The 24,113-nt window shown below is 41.7% G+C and carries 22 protein-coding genes and 1 pseudogene; 13 read left to right on the forward strand and 10 right to left on the reverse strand.

The annotated features are described in order from the left end of the window. Window positions 1-49: 49 nt before the first annotated feature. The 6 genes and pseudogenes from hmdC to ACZ5XX_RS03790 form a co-directional block, all read left to right on the forward strand. On the forward strand, window positions 50-1,567 hold the full coding sequence (gene hmdC, locus ACZ5XX_RS03765; protein ID WP_464585785.1) for a 5,10-methenyltetrahydromethanopterin hydrogenase cofactor biosynthesis protein HmdC: 1,518 nt from the start codon (window positions 50-52) through the stop codon (window positions 1,565-1,567). Between the two features lie 140 nt (window positions 1,568-1,707). Beyond that, window positions 1,708-2,136, forward strand: a complete 429-nt coding sequence (locus ACZ5XX_RS03770; RefSeq protein WP_464585788.1) for a hydrogenase iron-sulfur subunit — start codon at window positions 1,708-1,710, stop codon at window positions 2,134-2,136. A gap of 23 nt (window positions 2,137-2,159) precedes the next feature. Further along, window positions 2,160-3,089 (forward strand): F420-non-reducing hydrogenase subunit MvhG, encoded by a 930-nt coding sequence (mvhG, locus tag ACZ5XX_RS03775; protein WP_464585791.1) that lies wholly within the window; start codon window positions 2,160-2,162, stop codon window positions 3,087-3,089. Further along, complete coding sequence (gene mvhA, locus ACZ5XX_RS03780; RefSeq protein WP_464585793.1) at window positions 3,090-4,508, forward strand: F420-non-reducing hydrogenase subunit MvhA; 1,419 nt, start codon at window positions 3,090-3,092, stop codon at window positions 4,506-4,508. Between the two features lie 32 nt (window positions 4,509-4,540). Further along, window positions 4,541-5,782, forward strand: coding sequence for a 4Fe-4S binding protein (locus ACZ5XX_RS03785; RefSeq protein ID WP_464585796.1), 1,242 nt, complete (start codon window positions 4,541-4,543; stop codon window positions 5,780-5,782). Window positions 5,783-6,123: 341 nt separating this feature from the next. Further along, window positions 6,124-6,871 (forward strand): annotated as a pseudogene (locus ACZ5XX_RS03790) (hypothetical protein); the annotation flags it as partial. Here ACZ5XX_RS03790 and ACZ5XX_RS03795 read toward each other — a convergent pair. After that, window positions 6,838-8,115: a dihydroorotase gene (locus tag ACZ5XX_RS03795; protein WP_464585799.1), complete on the reverse strand. Its 1,278-nt coding sequence runs from the start codon at window positions 8,113-8,115 to the stop codon at window positions 6,838-6,840. The pseudogene ACZ5XX_RS03790 and the gene ACZ5XX_RS03795 overlap by 34 nt on opposite strands. A 40-nt stretch (window positions 8,116-8,155) precedes the next feature. Here ACZ5XX_RS03795 and ACZ5XX_RS03800 point away from each other — a divergent pair, with 40 nt between their 5' ends. Together ACZ5XX_RS03800 and ACZ5XX_RS03805 are read left to right on the forward strand one after the other, a co-directional pair. Then, the gene (locus tag ACZ5XX_RS03800) at window positions 8,156-9,256 is read left to right on the forward strand and encodes a nucleotidyltransferase family protein (RefSeq protein ID WP_464585801.1); all 1,101 of its coding nucleotides are present in this window, start codon (window positions 8,156-8,158) and stop codon (window positions 9,254-9,256) included. Then, window positions 9,247-9,960: an FKBP-type peptidyl-prolyl cis-trans isomerase gene (locus tag ACZ5XX_RS03805; RefSeq protein ID WP_464585803.1), complete on the forward strand. Its 714-nt coding sequence runs from the start codon at window positions 9,247-9,249 to the stop codon at window positions 9,958-9,960. The genes ACZ5XX_RS03800 and ACZ5XX_RS03805 overlap by 10 nt, the downstream gene beginning before the upstream one ends. Here ACZ5XX_RS03805 and ACZ5XX_RS03810 read toward each other — a convergent pair. From ACZ5XX_RS03810 to ACZ5XX_RS03830, 5 genes are all read right to left on the reverse strand, one after another. Next, window positions 9,957-12,488, reverse strand: a complete 2,532-nt coding sequence (locus tag ACZ5XX_RS03810; protein ID WP_464585805.1) for an alpha-mannosidase — start codon at window positions 12,486-12,488, stop codon at window positions 9,957-9,959. The two genes, ACZ5XX_RS03805 and ACZ5XX_RS03810, sit on opposite strands and share 4 nt — an antisense overlap. Then, window positions 12,485-13,270, reverse strand: a complete 786-nt coding sequence (locus ACZ5XX_RS03815) for an HAD-IIB family hydrolase (protein ID WP_464585808.1) — start codon at window positions 13,268-13,270, stop codon at window positions 12,485-12,487. Before ACZ5XX_RS03815 ends, ACZ5XX_RS03810 begins: the two co-directional genes overlap by 4 nt. Window positions 13,271-13,277: 7 nt before the next feature. Continuing rightward, on the reverse strand, window positions 13,278-14,411 hold the full coding sequence (mpgS, locus tag ACZ5XX_RS03820; protein WP_464585810.1) for a mannosyl-3-phosphoglycerate synthase: 1,134 nt from the start codon (window positions 14,409-14,411) through the stop codon (window positions 13,278-13,280). Between the two features lie 148 nt (window positions 14,412-14,559). Then, on the reverse strand, window positions 14,560-16,095 hold the full coding sequence (serS, locus tag ACZ5XX_RS03825; protein WP_464585812.1) for a serine--tRNA ligase: 1,536 nt from the start codon (window positions 16,093-16,095) through the stop codon (window positions 14,560-14,562). After that, on the reverse strand, window positions 16,092-16,313 hold the full coding sequence (locus tag ACZ5XX_RS03830) for a KEOPS complex subunit Pcc1 (RefSeq protein WP_464585814.1): 222 nt from the start codon (window positions 16,311-16,313) through the stop codon (window positions 16,092-16,094). Before ACZ5XX_RS03830 ends, serS begins: the two co-directional genes overlap by 4 nt. Window positions 16,314-16,475: 162 nt before the next feature. On the opposite strand from ACZ5XX_RS03830, the gene rplJ reads away from it, so the two are divergent. From rplJ to ACZ5XX_RS03850, 4 genes are read left to right on the forward strand one after another with little or no spacing between them, the layout of a single operon-like run. Beyond that, the gene (gene rplJ / locus ACZ5XX_RS03835) at window positions 16,476-16,958 is read left to right on the forward strand and encodes a 50S ribosomal protein L16 (protein WP_464585816.1); all 483 of its coding nucleotides are present in this window, start codon (window positions 16,476-16,478) and stop codon (window positions 16,956-16,958) included. Between the two features lie 27 nt (window positions 16,959-16,985). Further along, window positions 16,986-19,268 carry a phosphoenolpyruvate synthase gene (ppsA, locus tag ACZ5XX_RS03840; protein WP_464585818.1) on the forward strand — a complete coding sequence of 761 codons (2,283 nt, stop codon included), beginning with the start codon at window positions 16,986-16,988 and terminating at the stop codon, window positions 19,266-19,268. Between the two features lie 33 nt (window positions 19,269-19,301). Further along, window positions 19,302-20,444 (forward strand): tyrosine decarboxylase MfnA, encoded by a 1,143-nt coding sequence (gene mfnA / locus ACZ5XX_RS03845; protein WP_464586207.1) that lies wholly within the window; start codon window positions 19,302-19,304, stop codon window positions 20,442-20,444. Continuing rightward, window positions 20,441-20,935 carry a fumarate hydratase C-terminal domain-containing protein gene (locus tag ACZ5XX_RS03850; protein ID WP_464585820.1) on the forward strand — a complete coding sequence of 165 codons (495 nt, stop codon included), beginning with the start codon at window positions 20,441-20,443 and terminating at the stop codon, window positions 20,933-20,935. Before mfnA ends, ACZ5XX_RS03850 begins: the two co-directional genes overlap by 4 nt. Here the strand turns inward: ACZ5XX_RS03850 and upp are convergent. From upp to ACZ5XX_RS03870, 4 genes are read right to left on the reverse strand one after another with little or no spacing between them, the layout of a single operon-like run. Beyond that, on the reverse strand, window positions 20,928-21,563 hold the full coding sequence (gene upp / locus ACZ5XX_RS03855; protein ID WP_464585823.1) for a uracil phosphoribosyltransferase: 636 nt from the start codon (window positions 21,561-21,563) through the stop codon (window positions 20,928-20,930). The two genes, ACZ5XX_RS03850 and upp, sit on opposite strands and share 8 nt — an antisense overlap. Then, window positions 21,560-22,084 carry a tRNA (cytidine(56)-2'-O)-methyltransferase gene (locus ACZ5XX_RS03860; RefSeq protein WP_464585825.1) on the reverse strand — a complete coding sequence of 175 codons (525 nt, stop codon included), beginning with the start codon at window positions 22,082-22,084 and terminating at the stop codon, window positions 21,560-21,562. The genes upp and ACZ5XX_RS03860 overlap by 4 nt, the downstream gene beginning before the upstream one ends. Window positions 22,085-22,089: 5 nt before the next feature. Further along, window positions 22,090-22,824, reverse strand: coding sequence for an adenosylcobinamide-GDP ribazoletransferase (cobS, locus tag ACZ5XX_RS03865; RefSeq protein WP_464585827.1), 735 nt, complete (start codon window positions 22,822-22,824; stop codon window positions 22,090-22,092). A 5-nt stretch (window positions 22,825-22,829) separates the two neighbouring features. Next, complete coding sequence (locus ACZ5XX_RS03870) at window positions 22,830-23,720, reverse strand: phosphatidylglycerophosphatase A (RefSeq protein ID WP_464585829.1); 891 nt, start codon at window positions 23,718-23,720, stop codon at window positions 22,830-22,832. A 58-nt stretch (window positions 23,721-23,778) separates the two neighbouring features. On the opposite strand from ACZ5XX_RS03870, the gene ACZ5XX_RS03875 reads away from it, so the two are divergent. Beyond that, window positions 23,779-24,108 carry an MJ1244 family protein gene (locus tag ACZ5XX_RS03875; RefSeq protein WP_464585832.1) on the forward strand — a complete coding sequence of 110 codons (330 nt, stop codon included), beginning with the start codon at window positions 23,779-23,781 and terminating at the stop codon, window positions 24,106-24,108. Window positions 24,109-24,113: the final 5 nt, after the last annotated feature.

Consider the following 24,113-nt stretch of genomic DNA (forward strand, 5'->3'; position numbering starts at 1 on the left):
ATACTCTTAGATTCATATCATCATCCAATATAATATTATTGGTGATGTGATGGAGGACCTTATCAAAGAAGCGATCCATAATCTAGATGCGGCTTGGGAACTTGCAAAGATAGATAAAGATCCCATAACTGTGGTCGACGCCATCTCGGAACTTTCAAGGGAAGAGGCAATTAGACTAGGATATAATTTTAAACGATTCCCCATCGGATGTGATTTAACTGAGGTCTTGGTGGGTACTTGCGCTTCAGACCTTGAAGAAATAGACTTCCTGGGCAATTGCATATTATCTGATATGATAGGGGCATCTATACATGCTTGTGCTTATGCATTCGCAGACATGGCAGAATCTTATGGCATTAAAGGCGTGGAACTAATGCGCAAAGTCAGAGAGATAACAGAGGTACCTATTGACTTGGACCATTTTGGAGAATATGGGCCAATGAGATTCCCAAAGGAAATAACACATTGCATGGGCCAATGTTACATGGAAGGACCCCCATTCAAGGGTTGTCCCCGCAATAGGATACACTCCAGGCTATTAGACAAGGAAAAGGAGGCGCTCCCTGAAAGGGATGAGTGGGTTAGACTTTCAACATCAGTTGCAATCAATTTAACTTCTGCACAGGGTGCGGAAGCCCACGCAGCCCCGATAAAAGAAGCGAAAAGTGTTGCGAAACTTGCAAGGGAACACGGGAAAGGTTTGGAAGCAATAATGTTCATCGGAGACGGCTATGATGATCTTATCACAGCCTTTGAAACAGCCCTTGAAATCGGCGTGGACGTGTTTGTACTTGAAGGTGGCCCATTCAATCTTGCAAGCGACCCTCTTGGGGCGTTCGCACGGGCAGTTGCTATGGCAAGGATTCTCGCACCTGGTAAGATCGTGGCAACCAACGGAGCCTACGAAGATGAATGCAGAGTAGGCCTTAGAGCAGGGTTAAATGCTATAATAACAGGTTTCCCACGGAACCATCACGGTTACATGTGCGGCTATTCACCAGGCACTGCCCGAAGAGGAAACTTCGGACTCCCAAGGATAATCAAGATAATAAAAGATGAAGTCCCATGGGGGCTTACAAGGGCCCCCATACAAAAAGGGGAGTTGGAGGCTCTTGCAATGGCTGTTAAAGCCGCTGGCGAAGACAATGTTTATCCTACAAGGATAGGTTATACTTTCGTGGGTGACGCCCACTGGGCATGCCTACCACACACGCCCCTATATAGGAGAGTTAAAATCCAGAAAACCGTGAATGATATTAAAAGGATGGCCATGGAGGGCCTTTTAGGGGATAAGGTCGCGATATTAGGTGCAAGGTTCTTGTCATGGGTTATAGGTAAGGAACTGGAAGATTGTGTTGATGAGATCATAATAAGTGACACTGACCAATGGGTGGAAAGTGTGACACTTGATAATCTCAGATCTCACTTAAAGGTTGACTTAGATGGTGTAAATGGTGATGATAAAAAAGCATATGAGTATGCGGATACTACAATAATATCATCAACAATACCCACGGTCGTTAATAGGATCTCCAGGGACTTTAGGGATACTATAAGTTTCATCTAGTGTATTAAAAATACAGAAATTATTAATCCAGTATATAAAGTTTTCGAAATTGATTCATAAGTAATCTTTATACCTATTCTTTTTCAACCAATATACCAAGTACAATTTGTACAATAAAATAAGAGCAAGGAGGAGACTCTATGGCTGAGGAGGATATAAAGATCGTTATGTTCTGTTGCAACTGGTGTTCCTATGGTGGGGCTGACACAGCAGGAACTGCAAGAATGCAATATCCACCAAACGTCCGCGTAATCAGAGTTATGTGCTCTGGGAGAGTTGAACCACAATTCATACTCAAAGCGTTCAGAGAAGGCGCTGACGGTGTCGTAGTAGCCGGTTGTCACTTCGGAGACTGCCATTATGACGCAGGAAACTACAAGATGGCCAGGAGAATGGAACTAGTCTACAAACTCGTGGAAGAACTTGGAATAGGCAAAGAAAGGGTATACCATGACTACATATCGGCCTCAGAAGGTGAAAAATTCGCCGAAACAGTAAAGATGATGGTCGACAGGATAAGGGCCCTTGGACCATCACCCGTAAAAGAACAACTAGCAGCTGAAGCCTAAATTTTGGAGGAGGGAGAATTAGAATGGCTGAAAAGGCACAGATAGGGACAATGTGGCTTGGAGGATGCTCCGGATGCCACTTGTCAATAGTGGACTTCCATGAACAAATATTAGATTTATTAGAATTGGCAGAAATTAAATTCAGTCCAGTCCTAATGGACATAAAATATGATGAAATCCCAGAAAAACTCGACGTCGTAATAATAGAAGGAGGGATAGTGAACGACGAAAACAGGGAATTCGCAGAACTATTAAGGGAAAGAGCCGACTTTGTCATATCATATGGTACATGTGCCGCCTACGGAGGCATACCAGGCCTCAGAAATCTCTGGCCAAAAGAGGAAGTCATCGAAGAAGCATACATCAACTCAATAACTACGCCCAACCCAGACAAGGTAATACCATCAGAGGATGTGCCACACCTTGAAGACAGGGTAAGACCGCTTTCAGATGTAATAGATGTAGACCTTGTCGTCCCAGGATGCCCACCAAAATCAGATGTTGTAGCAGAAGCCGTCATAGCACTACTCAAAGGGGAAGAAGTTGAACTACCAAACACGAACTTATGTGAGGTATGTCCAAGAGAAAAACCACCAGAAGGACTCGCAATGGACTTCATAAAGAGACAATTTGAGGTTGGGAAACCAGAAGAAGACCTCTGTTTAATAGCACAGGGTATAGTATGCATGGGCCCAGCAACAGTATCAGTCTGCGGTGCTCAATGCCCAAGCAACGGAGTGCACTGTAGGGGATGCTACGGGCCGACAACACGTGTAATAGACCAGGGAGCTAAGATGATAAGTGCCATAGCATCAGACTTCGGAGTTGAAAGGGATAAGAAAGTAGACCCAGAAGAGGTTGCGGAACAATTAGATGACATACTCGGAACATTCTATACTTACACGCTCCCAGCCGCCCTTATACCAATGAAAATCCAAAAGGAGGGGAAATAAATGGTTAAAGTTACAATGGAGCCTGTAACACGTATTGAAGGTCACGCCAAGATTACAGTGCACCTTGATGAGGCAGGTAATGTTGAAGATACAAGATTACATGTCATGGAATTCCGTGGATTCGAAAAATTCCTGCAAGGAAGACCCATAGAAGAAGCTCCACGTATAGTGCCAAGAATATGTGGTATATGTGACGTGCAACACCACCTCGCCAGTGCCAAGGCTGTTGACGCATGTTTTGGATTCGAACCAGAGGACATACCAGAAGCGGCATACAAGATGAGAGAGATAATGAACTGGGGCTCATACATACACTCCCATGCATTACACTTCTACTTCCTCGCAGCCCCTGACTTCATAGCAGGAAAGGACAGGGCAACAAGAAACGTTTTCCAGATAGTGAAGGATTCACCAGACATCGCACTCAAGGCAATAGAATTACGTAAGAATGCCCTAGACCTTGTAACAGCCACTGGTGCAAGGCCTATACACCCAACAACATTCACACCAGGCGGTATAACATCAGAACTCGATGATGAAACACAAAAGGACCTATTAGAGAAGGCTAAAAGGTGTGTTGAACTTGCGGAGGAGACACTAGAACTTGCAATACCAATATTCGAGGAGAACATAGACCTTGTAAACTCACTAGGCGTCATCGAAACATACCACACAGGTCTAGTGAAGGATGGTGTGTGGGACGTTTACGATGGCATTGTAAGAATCAAAGACAAGGAGGGCAACCTCTTCAGGGAATTCAAACCAGCAGACTATGCAGATACGATGGCAGAACACGTCAAACCATACTCATGGCTTAAATTCCCATACATAAAGGACCTAGGCTACCCAGATGGTGTATACAGGGTTGCTCCACTTTCAAGATTAAATGTTGCGGATAAGATGCCAGATGCCGCTCCAAAAGCCCAAGAATACTTCAAAGATTTCAGGGACAAGTTTGGATATGCACAACAGACTCTATTATTCCACTGGGCAAGACTCATAGAATTGCTAGCATGTGCAGAATGTGCAGTTGACGCCCTAGAGGGTGATCTGTCAGGAGAAAAAATACCAGGAGAACTTGAAAGACAAGAGGGTGATGGTGTAGGTATAGTGGAAGCACCAAGGGGAACATTAACACACCATTACACATGCGACGAGAACGGACTAATAACAAGGGCTAATATTATCGTCGCCACAATCCAGAACAACCCAGCCATGGAAATGGGCATACAGAAGGTTGCAGAAGACTATATAAAACCCGGCGTCGAGTTAGATGATAAAATCTTCAACCTAATGGAGATGGTTATCAGAGCATACGACCCATGCCTATCATGTGCAACCCATACAATTGACAGTCAAATGAGGCTCGCCACCCTAGAAATCTATGACAGCGAAGGCAACCTAGTGAAAAAATTCTAAAGCCCCCCCAACAAGATTAGAAGGTGGTAGGGATGATAATAGTAAATAAAGAGGACTGTATACGTTGCGGGGCATGTGAAGGAACGTGCCCCAGTGAAGCCATTGAAGTCACACCAGAGGATGTAATCTACTGTGACCTTTGTGATGGCGAGCCTAAATGTGTTGAAGTCTGTCCAAACCAAGCATTAAGTGTTGGGGATATCACAATCGAAGATGACGGAGAAGTTACACAGGCCAGAATAGTTTATAACCCTGATAAGTGCCAACAGTGCGGGGACTGTGTTGAGATCTGCCCCCCACAGATACTTAAACTAGAGGAGGGCAAGGTCCAGAAGGTCCCATTAAAGGGTTTCTGTGTCATGTGCCAGAAGTGTGTAGATATCTGCCCAGTTGGTGTTATCGGAATCGAGGGCGTTAAAGAGCCCGAGAAAGTTGAACTAGAGATAACAGAGCCCATATTCATCACGGATTGTGTGGGTTGTGGAACTTGTGTCGATGAATGTCCAGTGGAAGCAATAACCCTCGAAGAGATAGGGGGTACGATTGAAATCGACGAAGATCTCTGTATCAAATGTGGCGTATGCTCCCAGACATGCCCATGGAATGCAGTTTACATCTCCGCTAGAAAACCTGAAAAGAGGACTAGGGAAATCAAAAAATTTGAAGTGGACGAGGAAACATGCATAGGCTGCAACACTTGCGTCGAAGCTTGTCCAGGCGACTTCATAGAGACGAAAGCATCCAGTTTAACCGTTAAATTACCAGAGATTTGCACAGCCTGCGGATTATGCAAAGAATTATGTCCAGTGGATGCCATAACATTGGATGTTGAATTTGGACCAGCTAAACCCACAACAGAGGAAGGCGTCGTATGGGATGAAGAAAAATGCAGGTTAGACGGTGCCTGTGCTAAGAAGTGCCCCAATGAGGCTATAAGGGTCGTTACAGAGAATGGTTTCCAAATCCCTGGTAAGATAAAAGTGGATGAGGAGCCATCATATAACATGTGCACGCGATGCGGAGCCTGTACAGTGGTCTGTCCTAATGGCGCGTTAATCCTCGATGAGATAGAAAAAGAGATTAACGGCGAGACAGTTAAAAGGAATAGGATAGTCTATAATCCGACTAAGTGCGAGCAATGTGGTACTTGTATAGAGGCATGTCCATATGACATGCTCAAACTTACAGAAGAAAAGGTGCCGCTTAAGGGATTCTGCATACTCTGTGACCAGTGCATCGATGTCTGTCCAAATGATGCATTATCCTTGAAGTAGTCTCCCCCCTTTCTTTTCTTTTGTTCTTTTTTGTACTCATTTTATTTTTGGATATCAATAGTGGGTTGGTATTGAGACTATTCTTTAAAAATATTTAGAAAATTTCATCTGCCTAATTTTAGATTTTAAACCCTTTAGGTTTTATAAACGGGATAATATCCACTCCCAAATAGTACTTATACAATTCAAATCAAAAGATTCAAAGTATGAAAAGGTCTTAGAAATGTGAACAAAACTTTGAACTTGCTTGATGATAGTCATTTATTGCAATTCTTGTAAGAGACTTTTGACTCTCGTATCTCAACTCAAAAGCTTGTCATCCAAACTTCGAAGGGTTTTCTGATGATCCTGCAAAAATTTCACTGGAAATTATTGGTGATGTGGCCACACTTTATGATCAGATCTGGTTGGACTCATATATGCCACGGCGACATATACAGGATATGATTTTGTCTTATGATAGTATGTGGAGGATAAGTACTGACCTTGTGAGTTCAAGGCCTACAATAGATGATTAGACATGGCCACGGGAGTGACTCTTTACAGTCTTGAACAATATGAGTATCCCACATTCCTTGAGGATCATTTTGGGGGGGTTGCAGAGGGCTGCTGTTGTAGCTGCTTCTGGCTGTTCCACAGCATTTGTCAGTGGAAATTCGAATGGGGGGTATAAATGGATGTTGGGTCAGATACTTCATAAAGAGGTTCACAGTAGATTTCGATTTTATGGTTATGATCTGCAGGATCAATGTGTGTGGGGGGCTTCAAATTCCTTTTCAATCAGAAGTGATGAAGGACTTATACATGAACTCCGCGGGCCTAATTATCCAAATTACGTTATGAATGTAGGTCATCAACTTGAAGCTGGTATAGGCGCAGGTTCCGCACGCTGCGAGGGGAGATGCTTTTTGCGTTAATCCTTTGATAAAGGTGGCCTTTGTAGATGAAGATCTAGTCCTTGCAGGGGGCGCCGATGAAAAAAATAGCACGCGGGTTCTGGGAGAATTTACGCAGGCTGGGGGATTGTTTCGGCTAAGTAATTGCATCTTCCCATATTATTTTAGGGTTATATGGGAACTTTTTACATAAGACCCTTTGTTATCATATATTTCGTTGTCTTTCATTATCACTTTTCCGCGGAGTATTGTCATCACAGGTTCTCCTATATATTCTGTGCCTTCAAATGGTGTGTAGTGGGCTTTACTGTAAAATTCATCAGCTTTTATCTTCCCGGTTTTTTTTGGGTCTATGATGACGAAATCTGCGTCCATTCCGGTTTTTATTTGACCTTTATTTTCGAGTCTGAATATCTTGGCTGGTTTTTCTGCGAGCATCTCTTGGATCTTGGCTAATTTGAGGCGTTTTTTCGCGTTTAATGTGAGGAGTAATTTTAATGTTACTTCTAGGTTGGGGATCCCTGGTGGGGCTTTCCAGATGTTTTCCTTTTTTTCTTTGAGTGTGTGTGGTGCATGATCGCTGGCTATTATGTCGATCATTTTAAGGTCCTTGACGGTTATGGCCTCTTTTGGGGGTCTGAGTGGTGGGTTGGTTTTTGCGATGGCTCCGGCATTTTTCAAGTCTTTTTTTTGGAGTAGTAGGTGGTGTGGTGTTATTTCACATGTTACGGGGGCTTTAATGGATTTTATAAGTTGGAGGGTCTTTTTTGAGCTTACATGGCATATGTGTATTGGATGATCGTAATGGTGGGAAAATGCTAATGCATTTGCTGTGGCGACTTCTTCTGCTATACTGGGTCTGGCTAGAGAATAGGATTCTGGGTTGGTTTCATTTTTTAATCGCCTTGTACAATATTTTATTATTTGCGGGTCTTCGCAATGGAATGTTAGGGGTATCTTGGATCCTTTCAGGATTTGCAATATTCTTGATATTTTATGGTTTTCTGTCTTTTCTGTGAATATTTTGAATGATGCGGGTTTTAGTGGTGTTATTTTTTTTATTTCTTTTAATTTTTGTATGCTTGCGTGCAATCCGAAGTCTATTATACTCTTTTTTGAGGCTATCTTGATCTTTTTTTTAAATTCTCTTGCTGTGTTTGTTTCCGGTTTTGTATTGGGCATGTCCAGTATCGTTGTGAAGCCTCCATGGGCGGCTGCCATGGAGCCTGTCCTGAAATTTTCTTTATACTCGTAGCCTGGTTCGCGAAGGTGTACATGTGCATCTATAAGCCCTGGTAATATGGTCTTACCTTTTATGTTTATCGTTTTATCAGCTTTTAGGGGTGATTTACTTATCTTGGCTATTTCACCATCTTTGACGCCAATATTCACTATATTCTGGTTTATCCTGCAATTTTCGAGTGCTAAGTCTAACATCAATAAAAGATATCCTTCATAAATTATTATATTTTATCTTATGAAAGTCGACTATTCGTTCATAGAGAGGATTATTAGGGAAGATTCTCAGCTCATGGTAGATGATGCTAAACGAACTCCGTTGTATGGAAACCCATCATCTGACAAGCCTATTATAGCTGATTTTACAGAATATTCTCCTTTACATAAAGGTCATAGGCATTGCATGTTCGAAGCCAAAAAAAAGGTACCTGGTGGTCTGTTTGTGGCGGTTATCCCAGGGCCTTTGGAGCGTAGTGGGAGAGGCTTACCATATATAATGACGAGACAAGCCCGTGCAAAGGCTGCTATAATGGTGGGGGCTGACGTTGCAGTGGAAGGACCACCAATGGGTGTTATGGGCTCTGGACAGTATTCTCTCTGCCTTGCGAGGATGTTTAAAGCCCTTGACGCTGATTACATCCCAAGGGGTTATAAGCCAATGGAAGGTTTCCGGGAGATCCTAGATAGGATAAACAAGGGGCATAGGGTGGTTCCACGCCCTTATAGGATAGTTGACCTTGAAACTGGTGAAACAATATTAGAGGGTAAACTTGAGGAGGATAATTATGTTATACTATCACTTTCAAGGGCCCTTGGGAAGATAGGATTCGATTTTAGGGATAAGTTTATCTTCGTAGAACGCTTAGAAGGTGTAAGCGGCACCTTGATCAGGGAAGCCGCGTCAAAGGACCGGCTCAGTGAAGTGGAGGATATGCTACCCCCTGAGACGCTTAGAGTTCTCAGGGATGAAATCAGCCAGGGCAGAGCACCATTACATGAGACTCGCCTCAAAGATAAGATAATAGAAAATGCAAACATCCTAGAACATGATGAACTTTTAAACCTCAACCTTTTTGATGAAAAGACGGCCAATGCTATCATAGAAAATAGGCCGTTCAACAGTATAAAGGAGATTCTAGCTTGTATCCCACGGGGTTTTAGTAGACATTATAAGAATCGTATATTATCTGTGTTAGAGGCAAAAGTTCATAAGGGTCTGATCTCTAAATATATAGAAAATTATCCTTCCACCATCAGAATATTAGATTATATGGATGAGGAAGTTTTAAAGGAGTTTAAGGATAGAATACCACATAGGAGGCTAGAGGTATGGCAGTGAAAAAGGGAGATTTTATAAGATTAGAATTCACGGGACGAATCAAAGAGACCGGCGAGGTCTTCGACACTACCATAGAAGATGTTGCCAAGGAATCAGGTCTTAAAATCAAAAAAGTTTTTGGGCCGGTTCCTGTGATCGTTGGGGGAGGCCATCTCATTAAAGGATTGGATGATGCCATTCTTGGAATGGATGAAGGGGAAGAAAAACATGTTGAACTTCAACCAGAAGAAGCCTTTGGTAAAAGGGATCCCAACCTCGTAAAGCTCATACCGATGATCGAATTTAGAAGACAGGGTATTAAGCCAAGGGTTGGCATGAGCATAACCATGGAGGGTCATGAAGGCAGAATCCAGAGTATAGATGGTGGCCGTGTCCGCGTAGATTTCAATCATGAACTTGCAGGCAAAACCATTGAATATGATATTAGGGTTAAAGAAATAATCAAGGATGAGGTGGAGAAGGTTAAGAGCATGATACAATTATATTACCCCTTGGATAAGATTAACCTTGATAAGGTCCAAATTGAAATCGAGGATGGTATAGTTAAGATTTACATGGATGAGCTGAGCCGCTTTGATAACAGACCATACATGGATGTCACCCTTTCAAGGTTTAGGATCGCCAGGGACATCTGGGAGAACATGAACATTAAAAAGGTAGAGTTTGTTGATGTGTTCACAAAAAAAGGAGATGGGGAGGATTAGAATTCAAGTTTTAATGTGACGATCTCAAAGGGGTTCATGTGAAGTTTAATGGATTCATTATCTACGAGGATCTCTTTTTTGAATTCCTCATCTTTTTCTTCTAGCATGTTAACAACCTCAACACTTTTGGGTTTTTTGAAAAATCTTAAGCATGCCCTTGTATTTTTCCCGGTGGCTTCATAGAATCTTATTATCAAGGAATCTTCTTCTTCTGATCTTTTAAGTGCTGTGAGTATGATATTGTCTGGTCTGATCTCTAGGAATGATTCGCTGCTCTTATATGCTTTGTTGTCTAATTGTAAGCCCATTAGTTCGTAGTTGAATTCGTATCCCATCTTGTAGACTTTTGATTTCCTCCAGTCACCCCTATAGGGGTATATTGAATATCTGAATGTGTAGTCTTTGAATTCCATGGCGTCTGGTACTGGTATTATGGGTCCTGCTTTACCATCGGTTGATAGTAGGTCTACTGATCTTAATAGTGTGAGATAGATGTTTCCGTCTCTTATTTCATGTTCTGGGTTGCCGAGGTTTAGGAGTGCGATGCCTTTTCCGTTTTCTTCATAGGCTATCCATCGGAGTGATGGGGACACCCCTGAGGGCTTTTCCTTCCAATCATCTGCTGCGAAATAGTATTGGTCTGTTTTCCTTTTGATGGCCCCGAATTGTATTTCGGAGTTGTAGGTGGGGCTGCTGAAGGGTGTTTCGAACTTTACACGTATTCTTGTCCTGGGGTGCCTATTTTGCAACTTTATTTCGAAATCTATCCGTGGAATGTCCCTGTAGATTATCACTTTTTTGGTGCAGGTTAGGGATTTGTGCCGCCAGATTCTGGGTTTCCATTTTTTTGTTAAACGGTAGGGCCATCTGAGTGAATAATAGTCAACTTTGACTTCTAGTACTTTTCTAAGATTTGAACCTCCTATGCGGATGTCTTTGACTCTGAAGGCCCCATATTTTATGCCCTTGCTCGATTCCATTTTCAGGGCTTCTTTCAATCCTTCTTTGTGATTGTACAGGTCTCCTATTTCCTCTTCTAGTATTATTTCGTTGCCTTTGAGGATCTCTTCTCCGTCCATTTTAATTTTGATCAGCCCGTTTTTTGGTGAATATGATAATTCGAAGAATCTGTTCTTGATGGTATTATCAAGGACTTCTATGCCATTTTTTGTTTTCTTTCCATTTTCGAGGATATTATATGTTCTGTAACCGAGTGGGGGTGTATCTGCTATGAAACCTATCTTGGCGGATTTTATCGACCCATCAGCGTGTCTAGTCTCTTTTATTATTTCAATATCTATTTCTTCCCCTTCACTTTCTAGACTGCTTATATTTTTTATCCTGCCTTCTTCAAATTTTAAGTCGACTTCAACCCAATTTTTGGAATTCCAATGGAGGGGGTTATAGACTATTATATCTTTTTCTTGGCTTCCTCGGACTGTGATGGCTTCTAAAACCTTGGGTGTGAGTGTTGTGAGTTGTTGTTTGAGGAATTTTATATTCTGTTTAACTTCTTCGTATACTTCATCTACTCCGGTGCCTGGGGCCACATCATGGAATGCTAAAAAGAGCAGTTTTTTCCAGCATTCATAAAGTTCTTCTGGGTAATGATCGTCTATGAGAGATTTTATGCTTGAGAATCTTTCGAAGGTGTTTAACCAGTTTTCATATTTTCTTAGGCTTTTTTTTATCCAGATTCTTGTTGATGCAACATCTGGGAATACTTCCGAGTATTTTCCACTGTACATTTCACCTTTTCTGATTGGGAGTTTATTGGCGGATTTTTCCAGGTTTTTAAAGAATTCTTTGGATGTTGATATTATTATCTTGGAGTTTTTGTGTGTTTTGTTCCATTTTTTGACAACTTTTTCTGTGTTGGGTTGTGGCATTGTAACTCCGCTTCCTGATGGTAGTAGTATGTAGTTGGTGGCTGCGAGTTCTTTGAGGATGTTGAAGTTTTCTTCGAGTTTTTTAAAATTTAGACCTGCCCTGTAGCCTAGTGGCATGAAGTGTGTTAGTATTCTTGTACCGTCGAGTCCTTCCCAGAGGAATTCTGATGGTTTGTTCTCTGGCGAGCCCCTTCTAAAGGCTAGGTATTTGTAGCCGCATTTTCGGTATATTTGTGGGAGTTGAGCGTTTAGTCCGAAGCTGTCGGCTTGCCACATGACCTCAACGTTTAGGTTGAATTTTTCTTTGAGGTATTTTTTGCCTATGAGTATTTCTCGTATGAGTGTTTCTTCTTGGGGTAGCATGGTGTCTGCCATTAGATATTCACCGTCTGCTACTTCGATCCTTTCTTCTTTGATGTACTTTTTTATTTTATTGAATAATTCTGGGTATCTTCTCTCGATTTCTTCGAGGAGGTATGTCTGTTCTATTAGAAATTTGTATTCTTTGGATTTTTCCATGAGTTTTATCACGGCTTTAAGGATCATGTCGATATTTATATAGAAGTAGTCTTCCTTTGTGAAGACCCATATTGCATCATAGTGTGTATGTGGGACGAGGTGTATGATGCGTTTTCTCATTTTATTTCACCTTGGAAGATGAATTTCTTTATAGTTTCTGCCCATCCTTTGGATCCTGCGCCTTTTGCATGGTAGAGGTTTTTCACATCTAATTTGGCCCATTTGCCATTATATCCTCTTACTAGTGCTGGGATGTCCACGGCTTTTAGGAGTGGTTCGTCAGTGTATGAGTCTCCTATGCCTATTGTTTTGACTTTTTCATGTTCTTCATTGTAGAATCTTGTGAGGATTTTTATGGCTTTACCTTTATTGGTTCCTTTGCCAAAGACGTGTATGAATCTGCCCCCTATTTCGACGTTGAATTTTCTTTTCAATTTCTTTAATCCTTCCTTGTCGTATTCTATGATGGTTTCGCTGAATTCTCTGTCTTTGGCGAGTTTGGCGTCGTGGATGCTTAGTCCTGTGATCTCTGCGATTTCTTCAGGGGTCATGTCTTGGTAGCCTATTATCTTATATCCTTTTTTTTGTAGGTTTTGGATTTCTTTGATTATATTTTCAATCTTTGTGCCTAGAATGATAATCTCGTAGTCGTTTATTGGTTGGCCCTTTGTTTTTTTGAAGTATCCTTTGGGGATGTAGATTGCCGATCCATCCTCTACAATGAACGGATGGTATATCCCCATTTTTTCCCTTATTTTTTCTTGTTCTCTCCGAGTTTTAGCCGAACAAAAAATAATGGGTATGTTAGCATCTTTCAATCTTCTAAGGACTTCTTTGGCTTCAATGTAGGAATATTCTTTGTCTAGTAGGGTGTTGTCCAGGTCTGTGAAGATTATATACAAGAAGGATTCACCTCAATTCCATGAAAATGTCAGACTCTCTCTTTACAGAATTTATAAAACCTTTGGCGTTAATGTCCTTGATTGGGGATATTATAGTATTTTTTGGTGGTTTATCATCTTTTAGGATGTTCTTCTCCTTTAATTCTTTTATTATTTTTTCTTGTAGTTTTTTGTTTGATAATCTGCTATGATAAATGGTAGATAATGAGGTGAGTATCATGTCTTTGATGTGCTCTTCGCCTTTGTTTTCATGCATATGCGGACTTAGAGTTTCTATCTGGAATATTTCAACATCTTCCTTAAGATCTAAGTCATCCGCAGATTCTAGCATGTGGATCAACTGGTAGGGTTCGAATGAATAACCAGACGCATATGATAATCTTTCGGCTAGTTCCATAGTCATGGCATGCTCCCCAGCATTTCCAGTCATTATAATACTGGTTTCATATCCGAATAGGCTGCTTAGAAGCAAATTCAAGTACTTGTTCGTAATCCGTGATACACGACCCCACTTTTCAAGATGTAACTTATCACCCACGGCCTTCGGTTTATACTTCCATAGTAGTCTGACCATTGAATAAGGGGTCTGTGACATTGCGATTCCAATGGCAAAATCTAGAACATACTCATAGATTGACGTGGGCATATAATTGTCGGCATCAACAAAACCAACATATTTTCTTTTAAGGCATTTGGTTATTAAAAGGCCGATGATCAACCCTTCCCCTTTACCATCTCTTACCAGTCCATTATCGAGTATGCTCGTATACCCAATATCCTCTAATGCTGATCCTATACTAGGATCTCTCTGATGCGCGAATATTATAGGATCCCCGGTCATGTCATGAAAATCTTCTATAAGCCTCATTTCCTTTTCGCACTTTTCCTTGTTGCTATTCGAAACTACTATTATATGGCAATCAGAGGGTATTGAACGGATCGCGCTGTCAAACAATCTTATATCCTCGTTTTTGATAGGTATTATAATAGAGAAATCTTTGAGGATATGATCAAGACTCTCCTTTGGAAAATTAAGAGCAGATAAAGTTGGACTTTTAGATCCTAATTTGATTATACGCTGTGGATAATATATTTTTATGGGACCTATATTTTCAGCGCTTTTAGGCCTTTCGACAAGCATGGGTAACCTCCTCTTTCTAATTTATTGTCAGAAGGATAGTATAAAGTTTCCCCCAGGTGTGGGGGATTTAACATTTCAAATATTAAAAAAGTGAAATGGTTGGAGGGTTTTTCTAATAGTATGAAGAAATGATGGTAGGGGGGGAGTTTCATGGCCAGGTTATTATTGGGGGTATCTCAACTTTTTCTATCCGTTTTTTTATTATTTTCGGCCAGTTATCGGCTTCGAAGCCTTTTTGGGCTAGGAATCCGAACACCCACCTTGTGAGGCCTATGCCAGTGCATCCTGTCCATATTTTTTCTCCGCGGGCTTCTCTTATTGAGAATCCCTCTATGAAGTGCGTGCCGTGTACGTTAGCTGATATGACAGCCACGCCCTTTTCTTCTCCTGGTAGTGTTATTCTCATTTCGTATTTTGGTATGTCTGGGAATTCTATGCCTCTTTCTTCTACTTTCCGCCCTTCTAGGTAGAATGGGTCGTCTCCGATTTCGGTGTACCATTCTAGTTCAAGTTCATTTGATAGTTTCTGTGATAGTTCAACGGTTTGATCTCTTATTTTTTCTGTTTGTTCTGGTGTTCCAAGCCAGACTAGTTCTATTCTTTGGAATTCGTGGACTCTGTCTAGTCCTTTAGCGCCTCCGGCTTCCCATCGGTAGGTCCATCCGCTGCGATCATAGAATTTTATTGGCAGACTTTTTTTGTCTACTATTTCATGGGATAAGAACTGATAGAATGGTTCGCATTGGGCAGGTGCGATAACATATCCCGGCTCTTTCAGGCCTTTTTTGAGCAGGTCTATGGGTATCTCTTTTTTTATTATGAGTTCTCTTTTGAATTTTTCGAAGGTTTCAGGGTCTCTGCGTGGGGCGTTGCAATAGTACATTCCCTCTGGCAGTCCTTCAAGGTATCTCATTTTTTGCATTATGGGTAGTGGTATGAGTTTTGGGAATAGGCATTCTTGGAATTTTAGTGGTTTGACGATTTTTTGGATTACAAGTTCTTCGAGGGCTCTGTGGAGGGCTGTGATGGGTGGTGTGTAAAACCATTGTCCCCTTCCTGGGAATTTTTTAACCCATCCACGTCTCATAGCCTCTTTTGTTGGGTCGTCGGTGAATAGCGGCTTGTATGGTTTGCTTTTTGCTATTATCTCCCCTGGTTTTGCCTTTGTAACCTTCACTGTTAGGTCTTCTTCAAATTCCAAGAGGTTTTGGACTTGTTTAACTACACGGTCAACAACGTGTCTTCTAAGCTCTTTTTCATCCAATGGCTTGAAACGGATCTTTAAAGTGTTTTTTTCAATTTTTAGCATGTCCACGAAGGGCAGTTTTCTGATCTCATCCAATTTTTCCCCAGGGACGCTCTGGGGTATTGTTATGCTGAAAGTATAATCATCCACGACCATTTTACGGACCCCGATATGATATTTTGGCCCTAGTAATTGTGTTAACGGTTTTTTGAGTCTTAGGAGTCCGTCATGGGCCCTCACCCTCCTACCTGATACTATTGTCAATCGGATTTCTTTGTCCTTGAGCTCCCATTGGGTTATCTTTGAAGCTTCTTTTTCTTCCTTTGAACCCCTTAACAGCAAGTCTTCGTTGGCTTTTTCTATGAATTTTTTTATCTCTTCTGTTGCGGGTGACGCATTTCTATTGAGGATCATCCTTCCTTTGAGTTTAAATTTCATTTGATCACCATATTTTCAATTATCATCTCAGATACCAGTAGGTCGTCGATACTTTGACGTATACTACCTATGGATTCCCCTTTTAACTTGAATATTATGCTATTATCTAGTATTTCACCATCTATGAAACCTCGATTGTCTGGTTCAAGGGCTTTAAATGTTATCCGAGCAATTTCATTGTTTTCATAATTTAATCTGATTTTTACCTTTATTATCATTGGGCACGTCCCTACCTGTGGGGGTGTTATGATATTTTCAAATTTTTGTAACTTAAGAATATTATTTGGGTGATCCATGGGATAAAAGTTTATTAAGGGAGGTGGAGAAATTCATTTTAATAAGGTAGATTTTTATCATATAAAATATGAGGGAGGATTATTATGGTCCGTGCATATACTAGACGTGAATATATTAGGAAGATTCCGGGAGTGAAGATAGTCCAGTATGATATGGGCAATTTGTCAGGTTCTTTTCCTTTATCCTTAAGTTTGGCTGTTAAAGCTCCTGCCCAGATCACACATAATGCTCTTGAAGCGGCGAGGATAGCCTCGAATAGGTACATGCAAAGGAAAGCTGGTAGGATGGGCTACCATTTGAAGATTAGAGTCTATCCACACCATATCATAAGGGAGAATCCGATGGCCACGGGTGCTGGGGCCGACCGTGTGCAGGATGGTATGAGAAAGGCCTTCGGCAAACCAGTAAGCTCTGTTGCATTAGTCAAGAAAAACCAGAGAATAATGACAATTGAGACTAATAAGAGAAACTTCAAAGATGCTAAAGAGGCTCTTAGAAGAGCTGCGATGAAGTTCCCAGTACCCTGCAAGATAATAATCGACCGAGGAGAAGAACTTATCAAATAAATACCATCTATCCCTTTTTGTGATAATATGAAGTTCGTGGCTTTTTTTGAAGAACTCACCAAGGATGATGTGCTTATCGCTGGAGGTAAGGGGGCTAACCTTGGTGAACTAACCCAAGCCGGCATACCAGTTCCCCCAGGTTTTGTTGTGACATCTAAGACTTATGATAAGTTCATGAAGGACACTGGCTTGTTCCCAGAGGTTATGGGCTTGCTTGAGGACTTGGACGTTAATGATACAAGGGAACTTCAGAGAGTCTCCGAGGAAATAAAAGATATTATAGTATCTACTGAAGTGCCCGAGGACATACAAACTATTATAATAGAATCCTATAATGTTCTATGCCAGCGCATAGGCCGAGAGGATGTATATGTTGCTGTGCGTTCATCCGCAACGGCAGAGGACTTGCCAGAGGCGTCATTCGCCGGCCAACAAGAAACTTTCCTCAACATAAAAGGGGCGGAGGATGTGCTGAAGCATGTTCAGAAGTGTTGGGCTTCACTATTCGAGGCGAGAGCGATATTCTATAGGGAGCAGAACAACTTCGACCATGCAAAGGTTTCAATTGCAGTGGTTGTCCAGGAGATGGTGAATGCGGAAAAGGCTGGTGTAATGTTCACAGCACACCCTTCCACAGGCGAAGACATCTTATTAATAGAGGCGTCATGGGGTCTGGGAGAGGCTGTAGTCTCAGGGGCGGTTACCCCAGACACATATTCAGTTGATAAAGCTACAGGGGAGCTTTTAGATTTCAAAGTGGGTGAAAAGAATGTGATGTTCAAGAGAGAAGATGGTAGAACAGTTAAAATCCCAGTACCAGATGATATGAGGGAAAAGAGGGTTTTATCAGATGAGGAAATAGCGAAACTTGCAGACCTTGGAAGGAAAATCCACGAACATTATAAATTCCCCCAGGACACAGAGTGGGCCATAGAAGAAGGAAAAGTATACATGTTACAATCAAGGCCAGTTACAACATTGAAAGAAATGGAAGTCCCTGAAGAAAGAGAAATAGAAGAAGAGAAAAAGATCATATTAAAGGGCCTGGGTGCTAGTCCAGGCCTAGCTTCTGGTAAAGTTAAGATAATAAAGGATATAGATGAACTTGACAAGATACAGGCAGGGGACATACTCGTAACCGTGATGACCACACCAGATATGGTGCCTGCGATGAGAAGAGCCAGCGGCATCCTAACAGACGAAGGAGGCGTCACATGTCATGCTTCAATAGTATCAAGGGAACTTGGCATACCTTGCATAGTAGGAACCGGTGACGCAACCCGTAAACTCAAAGACAACCAGGTTATAACCATGGACGGTGCCAAGGGCATAGTATACGAAGGAGAAATCGCAGCACCCAAGGAAGAGGAGGAAAAGCTAATAAGGGAAATCCCACCAGAGGCTCCATTACTCACTGTCACAGAGGTTAAGGTTAATGTAAGCATGCCAGAAGCCGCTAAGAAAGCAGCGGCCACTGGAGCCGATGGAGTGGGGCTCCTAAGGACTGAGCACATGATGTTAACACCTGGAGTCCACCCAAAGAAGTTCATAAAGGATGGGAGAGAAGAAGAACTAGTTAAAATATTAGTTGAGAATATTATGAAGGTTGCGGATGCATTCTACCCCAAACCTATATGGTATAGAACATTGGACGCTCCCACAGATGAGTTCAAAACATTAGAAGGCGGGGAAGACGAACCATACGAACACAATCCAATGCTAGGCTGGAGGGGTATTAGAAGGGAGCTTGACGAGCCCGAAATCCTAAAAGCCGAGTTCAAAGCCATTAAAAGGCTGCGAGAGAAAGGATACACTAACATTGGTATAATGATACCACTTGTACAACACCCAGACGAGCTAAGGAAGGCCAAAGAGATTGCAGAGGAAGTCGGTCTCAAACCACACCGGGATGTTGAATTTGGTATAATGGTTGAGACGCCAGCAGCTGCATTAATAATTGAAGATTTCATAGATATTGGGGTGGACTTTGTAAGTTTCGGTACAAACGACCTGACGCAATACACCCTTGCAATTGATAGGAACAATGAACTGGTCGCCGACCTTTACACAGAAGGGCACCCAGCGGTCATGAAACTCATAGAAAGGGTTATAAGGAAGTGTAAGGAGGCTGGTGTTAAGACAAGCATATGCGGCCAGGCAGGGAGCATACCCTGGATAGTTGAAAGACTAGTCGAACTTGGAATCGATAGTGTATCCGCTAATACAGACGCGGTTGAGGAAGTTCGCAGGACAGTTGCAAGGATAGAGCAAAAGATCATGTTAAAAGCGGCGAGAAAACTAATAGGATAAAACTTTCCTATTTTTTCCCTTTGGGTCATGGAAATGGACTTCAGAGGCCTCAGTAAAGATAAAGTTTTAGAAGTTTTAAGAAGGGTTAAAGAGGAAGACCTAACATATGATTCAGGTAGGATACTTGGGTCAATGTGTACTAGCCCCCATCCTATTGCAAAGGAAGTCTTCTGCGAATTCATAGAGTCTAATCTTGGAGATCCTGGCCTTTTTAAGGGTACAAGGGCCCTTGAAAGGGATGTGATAAGGATGATTGGGGAGTTCCTCGGCGACCCTAATGTAGTGGGGCATGTAGTAACTGGGGGCACTGAGGCTAATTTGATGGCGATGCGCGCAGCCCGCAATATTACCGGCCTTGCGAAGCCAGAGGTAATAGTTCCTAGGTCGGCTCATTTCTCCTTTAAAAAGGCTGCCGAGATCTTAAGGTTAAATTTGAAGGAGGCCATGCTCGGCCCTGATTATAGGGTTGATGTTGATTCTGTTGGGGAGCTCATTTCATCTAATACTGTTGCTATTGTAGGGGTTGCTGGGACAACTGAACTTGGACTTGTAGATCCAATACCAGAACTTTCAAGATTATGTGAAGATGAGGGTATATACTTGCATGTTGACGCGGCCCTTGGGGGATTCATAATACCCTTTTTGAAGGAAGCTGGATATGATCTTCCTGATTTCGATTTTAGGTTGGGGGGTGTTACCTCTGTTACTATAGACCCGCATAAGATGGGTTTAGCCCCCATACCAAGTGGTTGTATAGTTTTCAGGGGGCAGGAGTATCTTGATTCTATGAGTATTGAAACGCCATATCTTACAGAGAAACAGCAATCAACTATAGTGGGGACGCGTAGCGGGGCTTCAGCAGCTGCGACATGGGCTGTAATGAAGTATATGGGGCGTGAGGGGTATATGAGGGTTGTTAAGGATTCTATGAATACAACCCACTTTTTAGCCCGTGAACTTAAAAGATGTGGGTTTGAGCTTGTGACAGAACCTCAATTAAATATTGTGGCCTTTAATTCACCTGAAATGCCCCCAGAGGCCCTCGCCTATGAACTTGGATTAAAGGGATGGTCTGTGTCCATTTCATCATATCCTCCAGCTGTGAGGATAGTTTTAATGCCACATATCAAGAAGGAGCATATAGAAGTTTTCATGGAGGATCTTACAAGCATATGAAGGAAATAAGAGCACCATCCACAGCTGCTAACTTGGAATCCTTGGAAGTTGGTGATAGGATCTTATTAAGTGGTAAAATTTATACTGGTAGAGATGCTGTTTTACCTAGGCTTGTGGAGGCTGTGAAATCTGGCAGGTCACCAGTAGATTTGAAGGGCGCGGCTATAATGCACACAGCTGTAAGTGATGCTGGTATTGCCCCAACAAGCAGTAACAAGGAGGATATCGAGGAGAGTATCCCATCTTTGGCATCTGCAGGTGTTCTTATACACATTGGGAAGGGGGCTCTCAAAGATGAGACTATACATGCATTAGATGAGGTTGGTGCGATATTTGTGGTCATGCCTCCTGTGGCGGCGCTGCTTACAAGCAGGGTAAGGTCGAAGAAACTAGTCGCATATAAAGAGGAGGGTATAGAGGCCTTCTATGAGTTGGAAGTTGAGGGATTCCCTGGTATAGTTGCGATTGCCCATGGAAAGTCCATCATTTGAGGCTTATGGTCTTTGATGGTTTCCCGAATGCAAGATCCCCGGCATCGCCAAGGCCTGGTATAATGTAACCTGAATTGTCAAGTTTTTCTTCGATGGAACAAGTGTAAACTTCTATATTGAACCTTTTTATCCTTTCAAGTCCTGTTTTTGCCGATATTACATTGAATATTACAAGTCTTTTAATGTTGAGGGTTTCTAGTCTTTCTAGTATCTGTTTCATGGTGTTTCCTGTTGCCAACATTGGATCTGCTATTATCACTGTCTTGTCTTGGACTCCTGGTATTTTGAAGTAGTCAATGTGAACTTTGAATGGGCTTGTGTCTTCTCTCCATGCCCCGATTATCCCATGTTGGGCTTCTGGGAATACTTTCATTATACCATAACTGAATGGTAGTGATGCTCGCAAAACACTTATAACTATGATCTCATCTATGATTTTTAGGGTTTCGGCGACACCTAGTGGGGTTTGGACTCTAGCCTTTTTATAGGATAATGTATTGGCAAATTCGTATGCCATGTAACGTCCAATTTCGGTTAGACCGTGCCTGAAGTGTGCTGGATCAATCCCTTTACGGCGTATTCTACCAAGTTTTTCTTGGATGATAAGGTTATCAATTAATTTTATCATTTTCCACCCCCCATGATCTTTTTACCATTCTTTGAGGGTATTATTTCTATTTTAGGGTTTTTGAATCTTTTTTTTAGTTCTTCTCCTTCGAAGAACATGTGGAGGAACACTGCCAGTGCGGAAACTTCTGAATGTGGCTGGTTCGTGACTGCCACGTTAAAATCGGCTATTTTGAATATTTCCCCTGGTACTCTGGGCCCCCCAACGATTACTATTTTGTCTTTATTGCTTTCTTTGATTTTTTTTATAATGTCTTGTATGGGTATTCCATACATTGTAAGGTGTATTATTTTCCCTTTCCATTCTTTTAGGATTTTCTTCCAATCTTTTTGATAAGAGATTTTGAATGGTCCCCCCCATCTTTCCGTAACGTCATTTACATTCTCTATGAGTTTTTTGTCGTGTTCTCCGCTTATGATCACCTCTGAGGCGCCGAATGCCCTGGCAGCTAAGCACACGTGTGTTGTGATCCTCGCATCCCTGGCCTTCCTGTGGCCCAATCTTAAAACTTTTATCGTCATCCTATTCACCTACTAGCGAATACTAGTATGATTAGTGTTAGCATTCTGTTGAATTCGTTGGATGCGCCGAGAACGTCTCCTGTTGCATATTCAAAGTTTTTTCTCGCAATTGTCCCAATGAATAAGCCCCCGATTATACTTGTGAGTATTCCTATTATACCTTGATAGTTGAGTAGTAGAAAGCCGAGGATAAATGATAGGATGGATGATACTATGAACCTTTTTTTGTCCATTTCTATTATGAAGTGACGTCCTATCCCTTCGTCTAGTGGCTTTGATATGATGCATGAACTTACAAGGCCCATTTTAGCACCCACTTCCCCTAATATTATCATTTGTGGGAGTTGGTTTGTGGGTATTGAATAAATGCATGTGAATGTTGTGACGGCAACTATAAAGAATAAGCCTAATCCCCCAGTTCCTATGCGTTCGTCTCTCATTATCCTGATTTTATCTTCTGGGCCTCCGTGGGCCATTAGGGCGTCGCCCATGTCTATGAGGCCGTCGAGGTGATGGAAGCCATTAAACCAGATTAGGAATCCATAGACTAGACTAGCCATTATAATTGATTGCAATCCTATCAGTTGTAGGAGGGTTGCGAGGAGTCCTCCTGTGAGTCCTATGATGGCTCCCATGACTGGGAAGAGCCATGTGTATTTTGCAATTTGTGGTATGCTAGTGTGTGTTTTTACTGGTAGTATTGTTAGGAATGATAGTAGGCCTATTATTTCACGTAGCATGTTTATCATTCTTCGAAGATTTTTGACATTGAACCTGCGATGAGACCCGCGATAACATCATCTACCATGGGCCCTAATCTACCTATTATACCCGGTTTTTCTTCATCGTAACGTTTAAAGTTGAATATTGCCTTTGTACCAGCGATTTGGTTGGCGACGGCCATCCCTAGGACTTCATCGGCGTAGAGGTGGGCTGGATCATCATCTATGTCCACATCTTTTATTCTATGATATTGGAAGTCTTCCTCGGCTCTTATAGCGGCTAATATTAGGCTTATAACGTTAATGTCGGATAATGATTTGATCAGTTGCCTTTTGACCTTTTCTTTTAATTTTTTGTTTATTTCAACTCCTACGCAGAGTTTGACTCCTGCCTCTATGAGCTCGTCCAATCTTATGCCTTTTTCTTTTAACTGATCTAGGATAGTTATGTTATTGTCTTTTAGCATTGTAAGGAGGCTTTCTTCTATGCAATTTTTTAATTTCCTCCTGGTGCAGTTTCCTGGTTGGCCTTCTCTGTTTATTATGAGGATGGTATTGGTTTTGTAGAACTTGTTTAGGGGTCCTAGTATCCTATCCTTGACTTCTATCACTATTTTGAGATATGATAGTAGCTCTTCTAGGCTTTTTTTATCATCTATGAATATTATGAGGTCTAGTAGTGAGTCTCCAATCCCCATGGTACAGGTTATATCCTTAAAATCCTTTAGGAAGAGTTTGAAATTGCCCGCGGATATCCCCTTTATTTTATCCTTACCAGGATATGTCACCTTTTTTGTCTCATGGAAGCCACTCTTTGTCTCACATACTCCTAGTAGCCTCAGTCCATGGATGTTTTCTATGGTTAGCTTGTTTTTGTTGTATTGTATGCTGGTTTCACCTTTTATAATTTGCATCGGGGATCACCAAATGTTTTATTTAATCATCTTCACATATCTAAACTTTGGTGATATTATGAAGGTGCATCTTAGGGTGTTTATTGAAGTTGAAAATCTTGGCAAGGTTATAAATATACTCGCAGAGGAGGGTGTCACAGGATTCTATATAGTGGAATATAAAGGTATTTCACCTAGTGAGTGGAGTGGGTTCATTGTTAGGGAGGATCCAGAATCTGCCATATCACTTATAAGGAACCATGCAAGGGATGCTATACTTATCTGTTCTGTTGTCGATGAGGAACAGGTAGAGGGTATAATAGAAAGATTCAAGGATGAGCTTTCTGATAAACGTTACACCCTCTTGGAAGTTCCTGTAAAGCGCATAATCGTGAATTCACCACCATAACTGAT

It is taken from the genome of Methanothermobacter crinale (genome assembly GCF_055397825.1).